We start from the raw sequence: 18,557 nt of genomic DNA, 5'->3' as shown, positions 1-18,557 counted from the left end.
TGGGCTCCTTCGCGGGTCAGCGCATACCGAAAATCGCAGTCGTCGCCCCAATACCTGGGACCGACAATTGACCGACGAGCAACGATATGAGGGTTACAAACAAAGTAATCGATAAAACATGCATGTAGGTGGAAGAGGCGTTTTTCAGCGCGGCGGCTCGACCCGTGCCATTGGCGGACAGTGTTGTTTTCTGCCGCGTCCACTTCTGGCGATCGAGGTGGAAGAAAATGTATGTTTTTATGATCGAGCCAAAAACCTGATTGAAATAGATGAAAAAGGGATAGAAAATCGAAACCCGCCGCCGCGAATTGAACAGCATCAGCGTCATGATGTAGCGGGTCAGGAGAACCCAGGCGAAATAGGCCGGGAAAATGAAGGGGTTGTCGAAGAGCCCGATCAGGATGACCATGACGAGGCCGGCGAGCGACGTCCACATCGAGATGCGCTGATCGAAAATCGTCCACCAGGTAAAATAACCGATTTGCCAGGGACCGAGTGCAAGTGCGCGGCTGTTCGTCCGCAGCATGTTGCCGAACCAGCGCGTCATCAATTGCGCCGCTGCCTGGAAAAAGCCTGATGTCGGTGGGTCTTCGACTGTCGCTACGGTGACGTCGGGCACATACAGCATGTGATAATTGTTGCGCAGCAGCCAATACCAGCTCGACTTGTCGTCGCCGGTGAGGAACTTCAGCCTGCCAAGACGCCAGTGCTCAATATAATCCCGTTCCACCTGCCGAATGAAATCGGAATTGGTGACGACAGAGGCGCGGAACATCGACATTCTGCCGGTCAGCGTCAAAACGCGCCTGGAAAGTCCATTCGAAGACATGAGAATATGGCGTTGCGCAAACCGCAGGGAATACCAGACGTGAAACGACGATTTCCCACGCACCCGCGAGGTTTCATCCGTTGTCAACGCACCAACGCGACCATCCGCGAAGAAACCGGCACACCGATCGACGAGGTTTTCGGGCACAATGGAATCGCCATCGATAACTGCCACGACGTCATCGCTTCGCGGCTCCAGCTTGGAAACAGCCCGAAATGCATAGGCCAGCGCATCCCGCTTGCCGCTGCCATTGATGCGCACGATCACCAGGCGAATATCCGCGTTCTCGCCACAGATAAGGCGATGCATCGAACGGATCAGGCGCTGGTCGGACATTTCAACGATGGATGCGATGACCGTCGCCCCGCCGCGAGACGCAAGCGCTGCCCGGAATGCGGCTCGATAGACCTCGGCTGTCGTATCGCCATCGATGCGAAAACTGGTTACGATGAGATAGGCATGGGGCGCTCGCCCGTTTTCCGCACTCAGCTGGAGATGGCGATCCGCTCGAATGCGCATTTTCGGGAAGACAACGCTACGGTAGATGTTGGAACGCACGAAATGCAGGATACCCCAGAAATATCGCCACACGGCCAGCGCGCCCAGACCGAACAAAAGACCCGCGTTTGCGCCAAAAAGCACGCCTTCAGGGACAATCGCGATCAAGCTGGCGAGGCCGAGCACAAACAGCAAATGTGCTGAAAGGCTTTCGCTCCAATTGACGATAGCGGATTGCTCCCCCGCCTGAGAAACCGACACTGTCGACAATCTATCAACAGGCAATACTTCATCAGGAAGACCGAGCACCCTCTTTTCGAGATAGTGTCCCATAGCATAATCCATCAATCAAATAAATTTACAAAACTTATGATCAAAATTCGAAGTAAATTATATGAAGTGCGCTATATATTTGTAAACTATATGCTATCAATGAAATTAATCAAACTATAAATTATAATATACAGCGTAAAATTCATATATTTATACGGTATCATCCAGATAACGCACCGGTATCTCCCACAACACGACTTTTGGTGCCGTTTGTGAGCGAAGTTTCTCCAGAAAATCCTGCATGGGCACAAAAGGCCCCTTTCCTTCCCTGGCGTAGTTGAGAACATCCACCTCGCATGCCGTTTTCAACTGATCTTCAAACGACCAAAGCGGGTTCGCGCTATAGCTCGTCCCGACCAGCACGACCTGATCCGCCGGTCCAGCTCCAGACTCGCCATCAGCAAATAGCGCATCGGCATGATCCGCCCTGGCCGCAGCCGATATCGGCTGAATAATATCTAAGCCCGTGCCGGCTCCGGACAACATCCAGCCGGCATCGACAAATTTCGCGAGGTCGCCGACATGGTTGACGTCGTGTTGGGATACACTGTCAAAAACGGTTTTCATCAACTGGTCGCGACGGGGAATGGCGGCACACGCCGCCTTGGCCGCCAGACCGCTGCCTTTGACCGTCCAATGCGTATCCGATCGCAGAAAAAGTTCTTCAGGCTTTGCTGAACCGAACGTCGCGGCCACGTCTGCAGCCGCGATCCCCTTCTTGTTCAGGAAGGTCAAAAATCTCTCATAGAGATCGGCATTGGTGTCCGGCAAAACGTTACCGCCTAACTGCCCGGCCACGACCTGCGCCTTGGGCGGGATCGGTACGATTACCAGAGTAGTGCCTTTTTCTGCCAATCTGGAGCGAACATCCGCAATCGTCTGGAAAGACGTTGCAAGATTGGCTTCCGATGTCCGGCTCCACGCAAACTCCTCCGCCGTGAAAAGCCAGCCGCTCCGGCCAATGATCGCACCTTTCCTGGCTTCCCCGAAAACACCGAGAGAAACTGCATTAAAAAACTCGACGGCGAAATTGCTGAACGGCAATTCCCGCTCGTACCCCTCTTCAAGCCGACTGGCGACCTTCCCGGTCCAGATATCGGCAAGATCGTCAACTTTCAGGTCCTCATCCGGTATATCGACCACATAATTGGCGGTAATTCCGGCGCCAGCCAGCAAAAGAAAGAGAACCGACGCGGTTGAAAGCAAACGTGGTGAGATCATGCGCCGTACTCCCTAAAACTGAAAATAGAGGAAGGGTGAATCATTGTCGGCCGTCAGCTTCAATATCGAAATCATGCCAAAAAAGCAGACGATGCCCGTTGCCGCCAAAGCCACGCCCGCAGTCGATGGGTGAAGCGGCATATGGATCAATCGCTCGGCGGGAAAAGTCCGGTTGAACCACGGCTCAATAAACACCACCGCCACGCCAACGGCCAGTGAAGCGAGAGCGAAGTTCTTGATCTGCCACGCAATATCCGGCTGGATTTCAAATCCGTTGAGACCTGACATTCCGCGATACATGTCGACCGCGCTATGCACGTCGAGCGATCGGAACATGACCCAACCGAGCATGACCAGCAACAGGGTGCCACCCAACGCCACGACAGAGCGTTTATCGGACGGCTTGACCCCGAGCAGGCGCTCCAGTGCCAGGAGCCCGCCGTGCCAGACACCCCATAGTATGAAGGTCCAGTTCGCGCCATGCCAAAGTCCGCCCAGCACCATGGTAATGAACAGGTTGAAATACGTCCTTGCGGTTCCCAGCCGGTTTCCGCCGAGCGGAATATAGAGATAATCCCGCAGCCAGGCCGACAGGCTGAGATGCCAGCGACGCCAGAATTCCGTGATGGAACGGGAAACATAGGGACAGTCGAAATTTTCGATAAAGCGGAATCCCATCATCATTCCCAATCCGATAGCCATGCTGGAATAGCCCGAAAAATCAAAATACAGCTGTATCGAATAAGCGATGGTTCCAAGCCAGGCCTCGGCGAATGTCGGGTCGGCTTTGGCGAATATCGCATCCGCTATAGGCGCCACGGAATCCGCAATCAGCACTTTCTTGGCCAGTCCGGCAAAAAACCGGATGCCGCCTTCGGCAAAAAGCTCAAGCGAATGCTGGCGATACGTGAACTGATGGGCAAGGTCCTTGTAACGCAGGACCGGACCGGCAACCAATTGCGGAAACAGAGCCTTGAATGCTGCAAAATCGAAGAAGTTCTGCGCCGGCGGAGCGTCTTCCCTATAAATATCGATAAGGTATGAGATCGCCTGAAATATATAAAACGAGATGCCGATCGGCAGCAGGATTCGCGCATGCCACGATGTGAACGGGTCACCGCCATTGAAGAGATCGGCGAGGCTGTCCATGAAGAAATTGCAGTATTTGAAATAACCGAGCACAAGCAGAGGCCCGGAAATCGCAACAATCAGCAATCTTTTGCGCGCTTGCGCCGTGCGTTCCACATAGATCAGCTTTCCGAAGATATAGCTCCAGAGCGTCACAAGGAAAAGCAGGGCAAGGTAATCTATCCTCCACCATCCGTAGAACAGGTAGGAAAACAGAAGTATAACGAGTGATTTGTACCGAAAAGGAACGGAAAAATAGACACCGAGCGCAATCGGTAGAAACATAAATATGAATAAACTTGATGAAAAAACCATTTTTATCGACTTTCTTCATGAAGGCCGAACTGAATATGCTCATATAAGAATATGAATTAATGCAGGAGTCAATAAGCTGTTAATAGAAAATTAAACTACTTGATGCGCCGAATTGGCTTTCGAATCGCAATTATGAAGTCGAGATTTGGGAAGCTTTGCGACGACGACAAACAATTCCCCTCATGACCCACATACGAAAGAAGCACACGCAGAGACGACGAACCATAGATTATGCAGGGTAGAGTTCGGACCACGATCTGCCAATTTCTATCATATAATGTGGCGCCATCAGCCGCTGGAACGTGACCGACGACAGAAATGTCCCCTTAGCGGCGGTGATCATACGGAAGAAACCGAAGCTTCGATGGAAAGGCAGAATAATGGGTCTGGTTCTAAATCTCATCGTTCAGACGATCGTCTGGTTCGGCTTCATGGGCGCGATCATCTTTGTTGCCGCAGGCACGACGGACTACCCCGGTGGATGGCTCTATCTTGCTGTGATGGTTACGCTCTCGGTCGTATTGGGGACATTCATGGCGCGCGTTGATCCTGGTCTGCTCAGAGAGCGCCTTAAACCGCCCGTGCAGAAAGATCAGCCGCTGACGGACAAGCTGCTTCTCGTCGCAATCCTGCTCGTAATATTGGGAGGAATGGGCTTCATGGCGGCAGATGCGGCACGCTGGCGCTGGTCAGCAATGTCATTTTCCGTGCAGTTGGCGGGCTGCGGGCTCCTCCTGGCAGCGCTTTTGTTTATCTACTGGGTCATGCGGACGAACAGCTTTGCAGCGCCCGTTGTGAAAATCCAAAAGGACCGCGGGCAGGCGGTCATCACCACAGGCCCTTATGCCATCGTCCGCCATCCCATGTATTTCGGCGCGCTCTTCTACATCGCCGGGACATCGCTCGTGCTCGGTTCGTGGTGGGGACTTGCGGCGGTCCCCATCCTCGCCGTCCTGCTTGGCATCCGGATCGGCATCGAAGAGCAGGCGCTGCGCGAGGGTCTCGATGGCTATGATGACTATGCGCGCCGTGTGCGCCAGCGTTTAATTCCGTTCATCTGGTGATGACGGTGTACGACTTGGCAAAGCTTCGGCGCGCGGATTACAAAGACCAAAAACGGATCTTGCTAAAAAATGGATGACAGAGGCTTCTCCCTGGATCGAATGCGGACCTTCGTCCGTGTAGCTGAGCGTGGCAGTCTGTCAGCAACAGCCAGAGATCTAGGTATAGGGCAGTCGACGGTAACGCGTCATATCAACGAGCTAGAAGAGGCCGTCGGTGTTCCTCTTCTTGGACGAACGACACGTCGTGTCACACTCACCGAGGAGGGCAGCCGTTATTATACGAACTGCCTCCAGATTCTGCGGCTGGTGGAACAGGCAGCCGAAGAGGCAAGAGATGCCCGGCAGGTGCCTGCCGGTGCCGTTCGCCTCTCCTGCACGGCAGCACTCGGAGTCATGCACGTAACGCGGATGATCTTCGATTTTCAGGACAGACACCCGGACATCCGCATAGATCTCAATCTGACGGACGAACGAATTGATCTTGCCCGTGAAGGCGTCGACATCGCGCTGCGGCTGGGGCCGATCGTCGATGGGGCCATGAAGCTATTCCCGATCGGAGAAAGCCATCGAAACGTCGTGGGGTCCCCTGACTATTTTTCTCGCCACGGGCGGCCGGCACGCCCCGCGGAGTTCGCGCAACACAACTGCGTTGTGATGTCCAACGTCGCCGGAAGCAACCAGCTTTTTCTAACTGCTTCGGATGGGGTACGGCTGATGGTGCCTATGAGCGGGTCCCTGCTTGTCGACCACGGGCTCGCCGCGCGAACCGCCCTTGCCGCCGGTCGCGGCATCGGCCCGACACACCTCTGGCTCGTGCAGGATCTGCTGGATGCCGGCGAACTCGAGATCGTGCTCGACGCATACGATCTCGATCCTGTTCCCGTCAGCCTTCTCGTTGTTCCCGAAAGAGCCGGCGTTGCCCGCGTGCGGTTGCTGGCCGATTTTCTGGTTGACGAGATCCGGAAACTCCCGGGGATCACGCCGGACCGAACGCCGGGCGATCAAGCCTGAATGCCGAAAGATCGCCGATCCCCTTGCCATCCCGTCTTTCGCAGGAACTGCTCCCAGTTCAACGTTTGAGGGTCGAGGCGGCGGCTCCAGTCGAGATCGCGTTCATTTGTATAATAACCGTATTCAACGGCATATTCGACCATGCCAAGCAGTTCCCTGACCAGGAGCTCGTTGCTGGCGAAATTGGGAAAACTCTGCAACAGGCCATCGCGCGTGAAGGCATTGCGGTACTCGGCCCGGATACCCGTCACTCGCTGAAACGTTTCCACCATCTCCCTCGGGGAGATCAGGTCGCCGACAATCGGAAGCGTCTTGCCATCATAGAGCGCAGGGTTGGAGAATATCTCCAGTACGACCGGGCCCGTCGCCGTCAGCGGATCTACGAAGGGCGCGCGGAAATCTTCCGGAAGGTAGATGGGCAAGAGGAGCGTATCGCCATCATAGCGGGGAACGTAATACTCCAGCAGGTTCGTATAGAAGAAGGCAAGCATGATGAAGGAATGAGAAACCGGCAGCCCGCGGATGTAGTCGGCAACCTCCGCCTTGTCCGTGAAGTGCGGCGCAAATTTCGCACCGGCTGAGATCCTTTCGACATGCTCAAGTGTGCTGAACACGATATGCTGCACGCCGGCCGCAACCGCAGCGTCTGCGAGCTGCCGGCCAAGCGGCGCCTCGCTTGTATCCGGCGGCGCAATAGGCGGCGTCATCAGGAAAGCACCGGCCGCACCTTCGAAGGCAGCGACTAGCTCCTTCGTCCGACCGGGCTCGAGAGGAACCGTGACGATCTCCGCCCCCAGATCCCGGAGCGCACGGGCCGCAGGGGACTGGCCATTCCGGGTCAATGCACGAACCCGGAAACGCTGGCTTTGAAGCAGGGTTGTCGCAACGCTCCGGCCCTGTTTGCTGGTCGCTCCGACGATTACGATCATTGGTCTGTCATACTGCGTCACAGCTGTCTCCGATCCTGGTCTTTGGCCCTGCGGCGAACGTCATCCGGACACGACCGGGTCGCTCCCCGTCCTGTCCCGTCGATGCCAGAAGAGGTAACTGATCACGTCCGGAGACACTATCCGCCACAACCGGATTACATTATGCCGTTTTATGGATGGATCTCTTCAGCATCGGGATACCCGTCACGGAGTTGTCGAAGGACGATGTGGGTCAGGAGAAGCCGTTGCCACTCCACGCTGCAGCCATCATCGCCTTGCTGTCTTTGCCCACAGCGCTATGATCCAGAACCGTCGCGGCTCTGAAACCGTTTGACACGGGAGGTCCATGTATCCATGTCGATAATTCTGAGAACTGATCGCATACATCTGCGAGAAATCCAGGATGATGACCTGGTTTCGCTGAGCAGAATCTACGCCGACGAGCAGTGCATGCAGTTTTATCCCGGCACCAAATCCATGACTGAAACAATGGCCTGGTTTCAGAAACTGGCTTTTGAAAGTTACCACCTTCATGGCTATGGCCTCTGGGCGGTAGTCGACAATCTCTCAGGGCATGTTATCGGTGATTGCGGAATTACGCAGCAACCCACCGCGGCCGGTACAGAACCCGAAATCGGCTACCATCTGTGGCGCGACTTCTGGGGGAAAGGATTAGCGACTGAAGCTGCGAAAGCCTGCCGCAACTATGCCTTCACGACGTTAGATATGCGCCGGGTCGTCAGCATAATCAGCCCCGAAAACATACCTTCCCAGAAGGTTGCACAAAGGGTTCACGACAGAAAAGAGGTCTATCAAAAGCGCCTCGGAAACAGCGACATCCTAGTGGACCGCTTCCTCTATATCAGTGAAAACCTCTGATCGCTCCGGACCAGTTGCGAGACCAACCCGTTCAATCCCGCACGACCACGCGGCAACAGCGCGTAGGTGCGGTCGCAGCAGCTGATAACACTCGAAGGCCTTAAGGGGTCCACTGGAACCCCTTAAGCAATCTTTTCAGTTGTCAGCCCGGCACGATGCGGGTCAGGCTCCGTATGGCACCCAGATGTTCTTCACCTGGATGGCCCTGCGCAGATAGTCACGGCCCTGCGCTTCAGTACGGTTAAACCAATCTGGCTGACGGCCATTATTGACCCAGGTGGCCTTCAGGTTGCCCGCAGAAGCCTTCTCGACCATTGCGCTTCCCTTGGTCGAGCCGAAATACCAGACAGCTGCAACGTCATCATGCTCGGCCAGCGTCTTTGCAAGCAGATCGCTTTCGCCGGTCACAATATTGATAACGCCGCCGGGCACATCCGACGTGTCGAGTACCTGGTAGAAATCACCGGCAATCAATGGATAGCGCGACGATGGGACCACCACAACGCGATTGCCCATGGCGATTGCCGGCAGAACCAGCGACACCAGCGACAGGAACGGCGCCTCGTCCGGGCAAACGATCCCGACGATGCCCCACGGCTCGTTCATGGCAAGCGTGACGTGACGCGACTTGGTAGAATGTACGGCGCCGTCGAACTTATCGGCCTGTGCGGCGTAATAGGAAATACGGCGCAGGGATGCGTCGAATTCGTCCTTCGCCTTCTTTTCGCTAACCCCGGTGCTGTCGATGATGCGGGCGACGAATTCGTCCCGCCGGGCATCGAGGTTCTCTGCGAGATAATAGAGCACCTGCGCACGGTTATGGGCGGTTGCGGAACTCCAGCTGCCTGCCTTGGTCGCCGCTTCAACCGCATTACGGATGTCCTTGCGGCTACCTATTCCGGCCATGCCAATCACGGCGTTGCCCTTGCCAGTCACAGAATAACTGTAGCCACCGTCGGGGCGGGCTTGCTTGCCGCCGATATAGTTCTTCATGGTGCGATCAAGGCCGTCGATCGCCATCTTGCCGTCAGCGTTCGGCAGCGCAGAGGGAGTAAAGGCTTCAACGGGCTTGGAGACCGGCAGGCCCTTTTCCCAGTCTGCCGCCAGATATTCGTAGAGCCCTTCGCGCGCACCTTCACGGCCGAAACCGCTTTCGCGGTAACCACCGAAACCTGCACCGGCATCGAGCATGTTGGTGCAGTTGACCCACACCACGCCTGCCTTGACGCGGGCAGCCAGATCAAGCGCGACATTGATGTTTTCCGACCAGATCGAGGCGGCAAGGCCGTAGCGGGTGTTGTTGGCCAGCGACACGGCTTCATCCGGAGTGCGGAAAGTGGTCGCCGCAGCGATCGGGCCAAAAATTTCCACCTGGCAAACCGTCGACGCCTGATCGACATCAGTGAAGAAACCTGGAGCGACATAGTTGCCGGTGGCCGGCAACGGGCTGGAACTCTGCCATAGCTCCCCGCCCTCTTCCACGCCCTTGCGGACCAGATCGGTGATGCGTTTCACCTGGGTGGCGGAAACAATCGCGCCGACATCGGTGGATTTGTCGAGCGGATCGCCGACCCGCAGGGTTTCCAGCCGCTTTTTCAGGCGTGCATAGAACTTCTCGGAAATGCCTTCCTGAACCAGCAGGCGGGAACCCGCGCAGCAGACTTCGCCCTGGTTGAACCAGATCGCGTCAACAACGCCTTCGACCGCCGCATCAAGATCGGCGTCCTCAAAAACGATGAATGGTGACTTGCCGCCCAGTTCCAGCGACAGCTTCTTGCCCGAACCGGCAATCTGCTCGCGAATAACGCGGCCGACCTTGGTCGAGCCGGTGAAGGCGACCTTGTCGACGCCGTCATGGCCGCAGATCGCAGCGCCTGTCGAGCCATCGCCCTGCACAATGTTGACGACACCGGCCGGAAGCCCGACCTCGTGGCAGATTTCCGCAAAGGCAACGGCCGTGAGCGGCGTCAGGTCGGCGGGCTTCAGCACCACGGTATTGCCGGCAGCAAGTGCTGGCGCGATCTTCCAGGCCAGCATCAGCAGAGGGAAATTCCACGGGATCACCTGACCGCAAACACCGACGGGCGAGAAACCACGGAACTCGTCTTCCACCATCTCGGCCCATCCGGCATGATGGTAAAAGTGGCGGGCGACGAGTGGAATGTCGATATCACGGGTTTCCCGAACCGGCTTGCCGTTGTCCATCGTTTCCAGAACGGAAAGGAAGCGCTCGCGCTTCTGTATATGGCGGGCAATGGCATAGAGGTAGCGGGCGCGCTCGTGACCCGACAGCTTCGACCATTTTCCGAAGGCCGCGCGGGCGGCCTTGACCGCCAGATCGACGTCTTCCTCATTGCCGCAAATGATCTCCGCCAGCTTATCCCCGTTGGCGGGGTTTGATACGGCAATCGTCTTGCGGCCTTCCGGAGAAATGAACCGGCCGTTGATATAATGACCAAACGAGCGTCCGTGAGCGTCGAGCCACTGCTTCACATCACCATTGGCCTCGGGAGAAGGTCCATATTCCATGGTTTCCAAAATGTCCTTAATGGGTCGCATTTTTTCGGTCCTTATGCGGCAGCGTGATGATGAGCGCTGGAATAGCGGCCGGTTACGAAATGTTCGAGCTGCCGCTCGATATCACCAAGCATCGAGCTGGCGCCGATGCGGAACAGGTCCGGCTCCAGCCAGCGATTGCCCAGCTCTTCCTTCATCAGCGTCAGCCAGGACAGCGCGTCTTTCGCGGTCTTCAACCCGCCTGCGGGCTTGAAACCGACCATGTGGCCGGTCAGTTCGCCGTAATCGCGCAGCGCACGCACCATGGTCAGGCTGACCGGCAGGGTGGCGTTGACCTCCTCTTTGCCGGTCGAGGTCTTGATGAAGTCCGAGCCCGCCTGCATCGCCACCATTGAGGCGCGATAGACATTGGTAAGCGTGTTGAGATCACCCGTCGCCAAAATCGCCTTCATATGGGCGTCGCCGCAGGCTTCACGCATCGCGGCAATCTCATCATAAAGTGCCGTCCAGTTCTGCGTCAGAACGAACTCACGGGTTATGACGATATCGATCTCTTTGGCGCCCTGCTCGACGGCATAGCGGATTTCGGCCAGTCGCTGCGGCAGCGGCGTCAGGCCGGAAGGAAAGCCCGTCGCCACGGATGCGACCGGAATGGTCGTGCCTTCCAGCGCCTTGACGGCATGGGACACCATCGTCGGATAGACGCAGATCGCACCGGTTGTGATGCCGGCATCAGCAAGGCCGAGTGCCTCAAGAATGTCGTCCCGAACCGGGCGTCGCGCTTTCGCACACAGGCGGCGCACACGACCGGGCGTGTCGTCGCCGGACAGCGTTGTCAAATCGATGCAGGTAATAGCCTTGATCTGCCAGGCAACCTGATATTCCTTTTTGACCGAGCGCCGGGCGATGATGGTTGCTGCACGCCGTTCGGAGGCGCTGCGATTGACCGATACATCTTCAAACCATTCCGGCTTGAGAGCGGTGCCGTTATTTCTGGGGAATGCTTCGCTCATTTTCTGTCCATTCTTGGGTCAGGCTGGGGCATTGGCATGTTCGCGGCAAAAAGCCTCGAACTCTTCGATGCTGGCATAGGCCTTCTGTGTTCCGGGACGGGTGATGGAATGCGCCGCGTAAAGCGATGCCTTCTTCAGTGAGGATACGACGTCGCCCGTTTCGGCATAAAAGCGGGCGAAAGAGCCGATAAAGGCGTCGCCAGCGCCGGTAGTGTCTTTTGGCGTTACTTTGACGGGCTCGATGTTGACGATTTCATTGGCTGTAATCATCCGCGCGCCACGTCCGCCCAGCGTCACGATGACGGTACGAATGCCGCGTGCGATCAGCGAACGGGCGGCGGCGACGATGGCTTCGCAGGTATCGGTCGGCAATCCGGACAGCAACGCCAGCTCGCTCTCGTTCGGAACGAGGAACGTTACCTGCCGGATACGCTCCGGATCGAGATTGGCAGCGGCGGGCGCAGGATTGAGGATCGTCTCGATACCGTTTTGGGCGGCAAATTCAATGGTGTGATAGACGGTCTCAACCGGCACTTCCATCTGCATGAGGATCAGACCGCACTGCTTCAGGTCGGCGACCGCCTTATCGACTTCCGCCGGTAAAAGATCGGCATTGGCGCCCTTGACGATGAGGATCGAATTCTCGCCGGACTGCTCAACGAAAATCGGTGCGACGCCACTCGATTTGCCCGCAACCTTCACCACGTGACGCGTATCCACGCCGAAGCTCTCGAGATTGCGAATGGTATTGTCGGCGAAGACATCGTCACCGACCCGGGTGACCATCATGACCTCAGCGCCGAGGCGCGCCGCAGCCACCGCCTGATTGGCGCCCTTGCCGCCGCAACCCATTTCGAAGGCGGGAGCCTCGAGCGTCTCGCCCGGTCCGGGCATACGGTCCACATAAGTGATGAGGTCGACCATGTTGGAGCCTACGACCCCGATTTTCTTGCTCATGCTGAAATTCCCTGGATATCCTGTTTCAAAGGGCGCTGATCCTGGCGCCGAACTGATCGGCGGCAGCGCGGTCGAAATAGCCCTCCGCAGTTTGCCGCCAGAAAATGCCGGACGTCCGTAAAGTCCTGCCTGCGGAGATGGAATTCCGTCGCCTGCATGGGATCACCTGCCGGGGTTGCGCCACGCATTGATGGCGATGACGAGAATGAGGAATGCACCCCAGATGAAGTCGATCAGGTGGTTGGAGAACCGCATCATCTGGAAGCCGGAGGAGAGCAGCATGAGGGCGATCAGCGCAATGGCGATGCCGAGAACCCGCCCTTTCCCGCCCGCCGGATTGGTGCCGCCTAGAACCGCAATCAGCACCGCCTGCAGCAGATAGGACGCACCGTAGTCGGATTTCGCCGCATTGGTGCGCCCCGACAGAATGATACCTGCCAGCGACGCCAGAACGCCGGTCAACATGTAGGAATACAGCATCATGCGATCCTTGCGGATGCCTGCAAAGACTGCGGCCCGCGGATTGGTCCCGATCAGCATCAGGTTGATGCCGAGCGTCGAGCGCGTCAGCAGGATCGCCACGATGACGCAGACTGCGATGAACAGCAGGAACGGCGTCGCGATACCGAAGATTTTACCGTTACCGATCCAGTTCCACGCATCGGGAAAACCGACGATTGCCGGACCGCCGGTCATCACCAGCGCCAGCCCCATCAGGATCTGGCCTGTGCCGAGTGTCGCCAGGATCGGCGTGATGCGCAGCTTCGCCACCAGCAGGCCGTTGACCAAGCCGGCCAGCAGGCCAACTGCCATGGCCAGCAGGATGCCAAGCCCGGTGTATAACACCATGCCCGACGTGGAGGATTGTCCTGCCTGAACCATGGTTGAATGGAAATAGACGCCGGCGATGATGCCTGCCAGATTGGCAATGCCCACCACGGAAAGATCGATACCGCCGGTCAGCATGGCGATCATCATGGCGATGGAGAGAATCCCCAGTTCGGGCATGATGTAGCTGATGGATTCGAAGTTGTAATAATTCAGGAACTTGGCGGGGTTCATCCAGGTCATCAGCGCGAAGACGATGATGGTGATCACAAGAAGCTGAAGGATGTTGTTGTCGTTGCCGAGAAGCCGGCGCATGTCGAACGAATTTTTCATGATGCGCTCTCCAGTTACGCTACGCTTTTACGATCGCGCCATGCGGTGACGGCAGTGGCGATGATGATGATCAGGCCGACAACGACCCGCTGCCAGGTGGTGTCCACCTTCATGATGATCAGTGAATTTTTGACCATCACCAGCATGAACACGCCCATCAATGTGCCGAGAACCGTGCCGCGCCCGCCAAAGATTGATGCGCCGCCAAGAACCACGGCCGCGATGACATCAAGTTCAAGGCCGACGAAATCACGCGGGTTGGCGAGCCAGATCATCGACGAATGCAGCAGGCCCGAGAAGCCTGCCAGCGCACCGGCAACGCAATAGACGAAGAAGATCGTCGCACCCGTATTGAAGCCAACACGCTTGGCTGCTTCCGGCGAGCCGCCATAGGCATAAACGCTGCGCCCGATCATCGTGTAGGTGAGGATGAGATGAATGACCAATGCCAGACCCAGGTAGACCAGAAACATCGCGGTCAGGCCGAACGTCGAACCCGTAGCCGAGGTCAACGAGATCACATCGGTCTTGCCGAACCCGATCAGTTCCTTTGGCATCTTGTTGATGTTGACGATGCTGGTGCCGACGAGGCCGAGAACCAGACCGCGCACCATCGAACCCGTTCCGAGCGTCACAATCAGCGGTATCATCTTAAAACGATGGATAATGAAACCATTGAACGCACCGAGAGCCAGACCGATCAGCGTTGCCGCAACGAAGGGAATGAGCACGCCGTCATAGTCGAGATAGACCATGGTCCGCACGGTCAGATACATCGCTGCAATGGCAAAGGCGGTGAAAGATACGTCGATACCGCCTGAAATCATCACCAGCAGGACGCCGAGCGCCATGATGCCGATCACGACATTGGACCGTAACAGGCCGAAGATGTTGTCGAGTGACCAGAATGCCGGGTTGATAAAGCCAATGATGACCATGGCCGCAAGCAGGACGCAGGCGATAATAAATTCTGTGCTTCTGAAGAATTTCATGTTTTGCGACCCCTCAATTCAGCGTCTTGAGCCGGTCATTGACGGCGTCCTCGGTCATGCTTTCTCCCGACAATTCGTCAACGAAACGGCCGCGGTGCATAACCAGCACGCGGTTGCAGTTCTGCACCAGTTCCGGCACATCGTCGGAAATCATCAGCGCGGCCAGGCCTTCTTTTTCAGCAAGCCCGCGGATGATGTTATGGATCTGTGCCTTGGAGCCTACATCCACGCCCACGGTCGGGCCATTCAGGATCAGCACTTTGGCGCCCGTCAGCAGCCAGCGGGCCAGAACCACGCGTTGTGCATTGCCGCCGGAGAGATGATTGACCGGCGTATGCGGTCCCGGCGCCACGATCTGCATGGCCGAGAACATATCGCGGGTCGTCTCGTCCGCCTTTTTCCGATTGATGAAAAGACCACGGACAAATTTATCTATCGACGTCACGATGATGTTGCGCTCGATCGATTGTGTCAGGAACAGGCCCTCGGTCAGGCGATCTTCCGGCACATAGGCGATACCGCAGGCAATACCATCCTGAACGGTCCGTGGGTGAACCTCGCGGCCTCCCACACGCATGGAACCGGTGAAGCCCGGGCGCATGCCAAACAGCGCCAGCGCAAGTTCGGTGCGGCCCGAACCTATCAGGCCCGAAATGCCGACGATTTCGCCCGGCTTGAGCGTCAGATCGGCGTTTTCCACGGAACCCGGAACCGAGAGATTGCGCACTTCCAGCACCGGTGTATCGGCGCCCTCCTGCGCTACCCATTGGTAGCTGTGGGCGGTCAGTTCCTGCCCCGTCATCGCGCGGGTGATCGCCGGTTCGTCGAATTCGGCAATCGGTCCTTCGGCAACCTTCTTGCCGTTGCGGAAAACGGTCAGGCGCTCGCTGATTTCAAGCATTTCGCGCATCTTGTGGCTGACGAAGAGCACGGCGATGCCCTGTGCCTGAATATCGCGCACGATCTTGAACAGGGCGTCAACCTCATGGCGCGTCAACGCCGTGGTCGGCTCATCCATGATGATCAGACGTGCATCCGCCATGAGGGCGCGAGCGATCGCCACGATCTGCTTGCCCGAAGTCGGCAGGCTTTCGACATCGGCATCGAGGTCGATGGTCACGCCGAGGCGGTCCAGCGCTTTCCTGGCCATATCACGGACACGTCGCCAATCGACCGTCTTGCGGCCCTCGATCAGAAAGGTATTGATCGCCAGGTTCTCGGCCACCGTCAGGTTTCCGAACAGCGAAAAATCCTGGTAGATCACCTGGATACCATGGTGCACGGATTTTACCGGATCAAGTTTGCCAACGGGTTTCCCGTCGATCAAAATCTCGCCGTCCTCGGGTGTGTAAACCCCGGACATGATTTTGATGACGGTGGATTTACCGGAACCGTTTTCACCGGCAAGGCAATGGATTTCTCCCGGGCGAATGCTCAGCGACACGTCGTCGAGCGCCTTCACGCCGCCAAACCGCTTGCCGATATGGCGCAGCTCGATCAGATTTTCAGTCATAATGGCCTCGTGCAAGGCTGGAAAATGCAGATGTAAAAGGAGAGAGGGCTGCCCCTCCCTCCGTGGTTCGGATCAGAAGTCGTATTGATCCATGTTTTCTTTGGTCACGCCGACCCAACCTGCGCCATAGAGCAGATGTGGCTTGGAGGCGTCAGGAACCAGCAGGCTTTCGTAGCCTGGCAGGCCCATGTTCAGACCGGCCTTGATCTGATCGTTCTTCTTCTCGAGAACCGCAACAGCCAGCATGTTCATGGCATAACCGGCAACGGCCGGATCCCAGAACTGGATGTACTGGATGTTATCGTTCTTGATATATTCGCCGGCGACGGAAACCAGGCCCGTACCCGCGAAGAAGACCTTGCCCGACAGACCGCCCTCGGCGATCAGGCGGCCAGCGCCGGCGGACGTTGGCATCGGAGCGCCCAGAATACCGGTAATGCCGGGATAGGCGGTCATCGCTTCCTTGAGTTTGGTGTAATCGGTATTGGCATCGTCATAGGTTTCAAGCCGCTCGGTCGCCAGCGACATGTCCGGGAAGTTGGCCTTCTGGTACTCGATAGCACCATCAACCCATTCCATCTGCGACTTGGACGTCAGGCCGCCGACGGTGGCAACGTATTTGCCCTTGCCGCCCATGGATTTGCCGAGTTCCTTCATCAGGTTCGCGCCATAGGCCTTGTTGTCGAAGGCTTCGATGTCGAAATCGACGTTCTGGATGTTGGAGGCCTCATGGCTGATGACGACAATGCCACGATCGCGAGCTTTCTTGAGTACCGGCTCAACCGCTTCGACCGAGAACGGCACGATGGCGATGGCATCAACGCCCTGCGCGATGAGGTTTTCGACGATCTGCACCTGGGCGGCGGCATCGGCCTGGCTCGGGCCAACCATCCAGACATCGTTTCCAGTGTCGCCCTTGAACTGCTCGACGCCATCGCGCATGCGGTCAAACCACGCAATACCATCCACCTTCACGACGGTTGCGATCGTATATTTCTTGCCACTCGCCGAAGTGATCAATTCCTTATTGACCTTCGACGTATCGACGGCGCTCTGCGCAAAGACAGCCGACGCCGAAAGCGTCGCAGCAAGCGCAATGGTTGCGAAGATTTTATTCACGGATAACTCCTCCCTTTGAAACTGCATGTGCCACGCCTATCCCAGCCGCAGCACCCGACAATGTTCGATCGCTCACGTCGGGAATCGCTTCTCTCGCGCCCGACGCCTCCTCATTCTCCCGAAAAAAGGCCTCCCGCGCGCCGTACCGATGGATCACCGGGTGCCCCAGAAACCTGTTGTCTTCCTCTCCCGATAATGCGAATTATGATGTTACAATCCGAACATTATGTTTCGATCGTTTCATGATTGACATTCCCTTGTCAAGCGCAGCCAAGGGCAATTGCTAGGAAACTAACATCCAAATAAGAAGCGCAGGGTACGAACCGAAAGCGGAGATACGGTGAGCAGAATAAGTGCACACAACGCCAGGCTGAATGCGCTGGCCCTTCTTGTTCAGGAAACGGGCGTATTGCGGTTGCGGGACGCGGCTTCCCGGCTTGGCGTATCCGAGATCACCATTCGCCGCGATATCGCCGCCGACAGCAAGCAGTTGAGCTGTCTTGGCGGTTACATTATTCCGATCCAGGACGGCACTGTGAGCAGCGACTATGTGCTGGACCAGGAAAGGGACAGCCATGCGACGGCCAAAGCGCGCGCCTGTGCGCAGGCCGCGGCTCTGATCGAACCCTATGATACCGTATTCATCGACTGCGGAACGACGACGCCGCATCTGGCGCGGCAAATTCCGGCCAACGCACATGTGACCGTCATCTGCTACTCCCTCAACGTTGCAGAGGAGCTGGCGAGCAGAAGCGATGTCCGCCTGATCATGCTTGGCGGGCTTTATCACCCGGAAGCGGCCTCGTTTTCAGGGGATGAGGGTATTGAGGTGCTGAAGCGCATCAACATCAACAAGGCATTTCTGTCTGCCGGCGGCGTGGACGAACAGCACGGCGTCACCTGTTCACATTTTCATGAAGTGCCGATCAAACAGATGGTCATGCAACGCTCGGTGCAAAAGCATCTGGTGGTGGACGCCAGCAAGTTCAGTAAGGTGCGAGCCGCGCGCTATGCTTCCATCAGCGACTTCAATTCAATTGTCGCAGATCAGCCTGCACCATGGGGTTGAACACACAAC

General features: G+C 57.0%; 15 protein-coding genes. 4 read left to right on the top strand and 11 right to left on the bottom strand.

Annotated elements, in window-relative coordinates; genetic code table 11:
- Nucleotides 1-16: 16 nt before the first annotated feature.
- The 3 genes from QSK43_RS08745 to QSK43_RS08735 form a co-directional block, all read right to left on the bottom strand.
- On the bottom strand, nucleotides 17-1,660 hold the full coding sequence (locus QSK43_RS08745) for a glycosyltransferase (protein ID WP_332303129.1): 1,644 nt from the start codon (nucleotides 1,658-1,660) through the stop codon (nucleotides 17-19).
- Between the two features lie 150 nt (nucleotides 1,661-1,810).
- Complete coding sequence (locus tag QSK43_RS08740; RefSeq protein ID WP_332303128.1) at nucleotides 1,811-2,881, bottom strand: alginate O-acetyltransferase AlgX-related protein; 1,071 nt, start codon at nucleotides 2,879-2,881, stop codon at nucleotides 1,811-1,813.
- Between the two features lie 12 nt (nucleotides 2,882-2,893).
- A complete protein-coding gene (locus tag QSK43_RS08735) occupies nucleotides 2,894-4,294 on the bottom strand; it encodes an MBOAT family O-acyltransferase (protein WP_332303127.1) in 1,401 nt (466 codons plus the stop codon).
- 416 nt (nucleotides 4,295-4,710) lie between these two features.
- Between QSK43_RS08735 and QSK43_RS08730 the strand changes: the two genes are divergently transcribed.
- Both QSK43_RS08730 and QSK43_RS08725 read left to right on the top strand, forming a co-directional pair.
- On the top strand, nucleotides 4,711-5,388 hold the full coding sequence (locus QSK43_RS08730) for a methyltransferase family protein (RefSeq protein WP_332303313.1): 678 nt from the start codon (nucleotides 4,711-4,713) through the stop codon (nucleotides 5,386-5,388).
- Nucleotides 5,389-5,457: 69 nt separating this feature from the next.
- Entirely contained in the window at nucleotides 5,458-6,399 is a 942-nt protein-coding gene (locus QSK43_RS08725) for a LysR family transcriptional regulator (RefSeq protein WP_332303126.1), read from the top strand.
- Here the strand turns inward: QSK43_RS08725 and QSK43_RS08720 are convergent.
- Complete coding sequence (locus QSK43_RS08720; RefSeq protein WP_442967818.1) at nucleotides 6,390-7,328, bottom strand: NmrA/HSCARG family protein; 939 nt, start codon at nucleotides 7,326-7,328, stop codon at nucleotides 6,390-6,392. The genes QSK43_RS08725 and QSK43_RS08720 overlap by 10 nt on opposite strands.
- 354 nt (nucleotides 7,329-7,682) lie before the next feature.
- Here QSK43_RS08720 and QSK43_RS08715 point away from each other — a divergent pair, with 354 nt between their 5' ends.
- Complete coding sequence (locus tag QSK43_RS08715) at nucleotides 7,683-8,207, top strand: GNAT family N-acetyltransferase (protein WP_332303124.1); 525 nt, start codon at nucleotides 7,683-7,685, stop codon at nucleotides 8,205-8,207.
- A gap of 162 nt (nucleotides 8,208-8,369) precedes the next feature.
- Here QSK43_RS08715 and QSK43_RS08710 read toward each other — a convergent pair whose 3' ends face one another.
- The 7 genes from QSK43_RS08710 to QSK43_RS08680 form a co-directional block, all read right to left on the bottom strand.
- Nucleotides 8,370-10,766: an aldehyde dehydrogenase family protein gene (locus QSK43_RS08710; RefSeq protein WP_332303123.1), complete on the bottom strand. Its 2,397-nt coding sequence runs from the start codon at nucleotides 10,764-10,766 to the stop codon at nucleotides 8,370-8,372.
- An 11-nt stretch (nucleotides 10,767-10,777) separates the two neighbouring features.
- Nucleotides 10,778-11,737 (bottom strand): deoxyribose-phosphate aldolase, encoded by a 960-nt coding sequence (deoC, locus tag QSK43_RS08705; protein WP_332303122.1) that lies wholly within the window; start codon nucleotides 11,735-11,737, stop codon nucleotides 10,778-10,780.
- A gap of 18 nt (nucleotides 11,738-11,755) precedes the next feature.
- Nucleotides 11,756-12,694: a ribokinase gene (rbsK, locus tag QSK43_RS08700; RefSeq protein ID WP_332303121.1), complete on the bottom strand. Its 939-nt coding sequence runs from the start codon at nucleotides 12,692-12,694 to the stop codon at nucleotides 11,756-11,758.
- Nucleotides 12,695-12,856: 162 nt separating this feature from the next.
- Nucleotides 12,857-13,855 carry an ABC transporter permease gene (locus QSK43_RS08695; RefSeq protein ID WP_332303120.1) on the bottom strand — a complete coding sequence of 333 codons (999 nt, stop codon included), beginning with the start codon at nucleotides 13,853-13,855 and terminating at the stop codon, nucleotides 12,857-12,859.
- Between the two features lie 14 nt (nucleotides 13,856-13,869).
- Nucleotides 13,870-14,847, bottom strand: coding sequence for an ABC transporter permease (locus QSK43_RS08690; protein ID WP_332303119.1), 978 nt, complete (start codon nucleotides 14,845-14,847; stop codon nucleotides 13,870-13,872).
- A 13-nt stretch (nucleotides 14,848-14,860) separates the two neighbouring features.
- Complete coding sequence (locus QSK43_RS08685) at nucleotides 14,861-16,360, bottom strand: sugar ABC transporter ATP-binding protein (protein WP_332303118.1); 1,500 nt, start codon at nucleotides 16,358-16,360, stop codon at nucleotides 14,861-14,863.
- Between the two features lie 72 nt (nucleotides 16,361-16,432).
- Nucleotides 16,433-17,479 carry an autoinducer 2 ABC transporter substrate-binding protein gene (locus QSK43_RS08680; RefSeq protein ID WP_332303117.1) on the bottom strand — a complete coding sequence of 349 codons (1,047 nt, stop codon included), beginning with the start codon at nucleotides 17,477-17,479 and terminating at the stop codon, nucleotides 16,433-16,435.
- Between the two features lie 340 nt (nucleotides 17,480-17,819).
- Between QSK43_RS08680 and QSK43_RS08675 the strand changes: the two genes are divergently transcribed.
- Nucleotides 17,820-18,548: a DeoR/GlpR family DNA-binding transcription regulator gene (locus QSK43_RS08675; RefSeq protein WP_332303116.1), complete on the top strand. Its 729-nt coding sequence runs from the start codon at nucleotides 17,820-17,822 to the stop codon at nucleotides 18,546-18,548.
- Nucleotides 18,549-18,557: the final 9 nt, after the last annotated feature.

The organism is Rhizobium sp. GR12 (genome assembly GCF_036596185.1).
GTDB lineage: Bacteria > Pseudomonadota > Alphaproteobacteria > Rhizobiales > Rhizobiaceae > Agrobacterium > Agrobacterium nepotum.
This window is presented reverse-complemented; position numbering and strand designations above follow the sequence as displayed.

Coding starts and splice junctions, on each gene's coding strand:
- QSK43_RS08745 (WP_332303129.1), bottom strand. CDS start 1,660: ATGGGACACTATCTCGAAAAGAGGGTGCTCGGTCTTCCTGATGAAGTA.
- QSK43_RS08740 (WP_332303128.1), bottom strand. CDS start 2,881: ATGATCTCACCACGTTTGCTTTCAACCGCGTCGGTTCTCTTTCTTTTG.
- QSK43_RS08735 (WP_332303127.1), bottom strand. CDS start 4,294: ATGTTTCTACCGATTGCGCTCGGTGTCTATTTTTCCGTTCCTTTTCGG.
- QSK43_RS08725 (WP_332303126.1), top strand. CDS start 5,458: ATGGATGACAGAGGCTTCTCCCTGGATCGAATGCGGACCTTCGTCCGT.
- QSK43_RS08720 (WP_442967818.1), bottom strand. CDS start 7,328: ATGATCGTAATCGTCGGAGCGACCAGCAAACAGGGCCGGAGCGTTGCG.
- QSK43_RS08715 (WP_332303124.1), top strand. CDS start 7,683: ATGTCGATAATTCTGAGAACTGATCGCATACATCTGCGAGAAATCCAG.
- QSK43_RS08710 (WP_332303123.1), bottom strand. CDS start 10,766: ATGCGACCCATTAAGGACATTTTGGAAACCATGGAATATGGACCTTCT.
- deoC (WP_332303122.1), bottom strand. CDS start 11,737: ATGAGCGAAGCATTCCCCAGAAATAACGGCACCGCTCTCAAGCCGGAA.
- rbsK (WP_332303121.1), bottom strand. CDS start 12,694: ATGAGCAAGAAAATCGGGGTCGTAGGCTCCAACATGGTCGACCTCATC.
- QSK43_RS08695 (WP_332303120.1), bottom strand. CDS start 13,855: ATGAAAAATTCGTTCGACATGCGCCGGCTTCTCGGCAACGACAACAAC.
- QSK43_RS08690 (WP_332303119.1), bottom strand. CDS start 14,847: ATGAAATTCTTCAGAAGCACAGAATTTATTATCGCCTGCGTCCTGCTT.
- QSK43_RS08685 (WP_332303118.1), bottom strand. CDS start 16,360: ATGACTGAAAATCTGATCGAGCTGCGCCATATCGGCAAGCGGTTTGGC.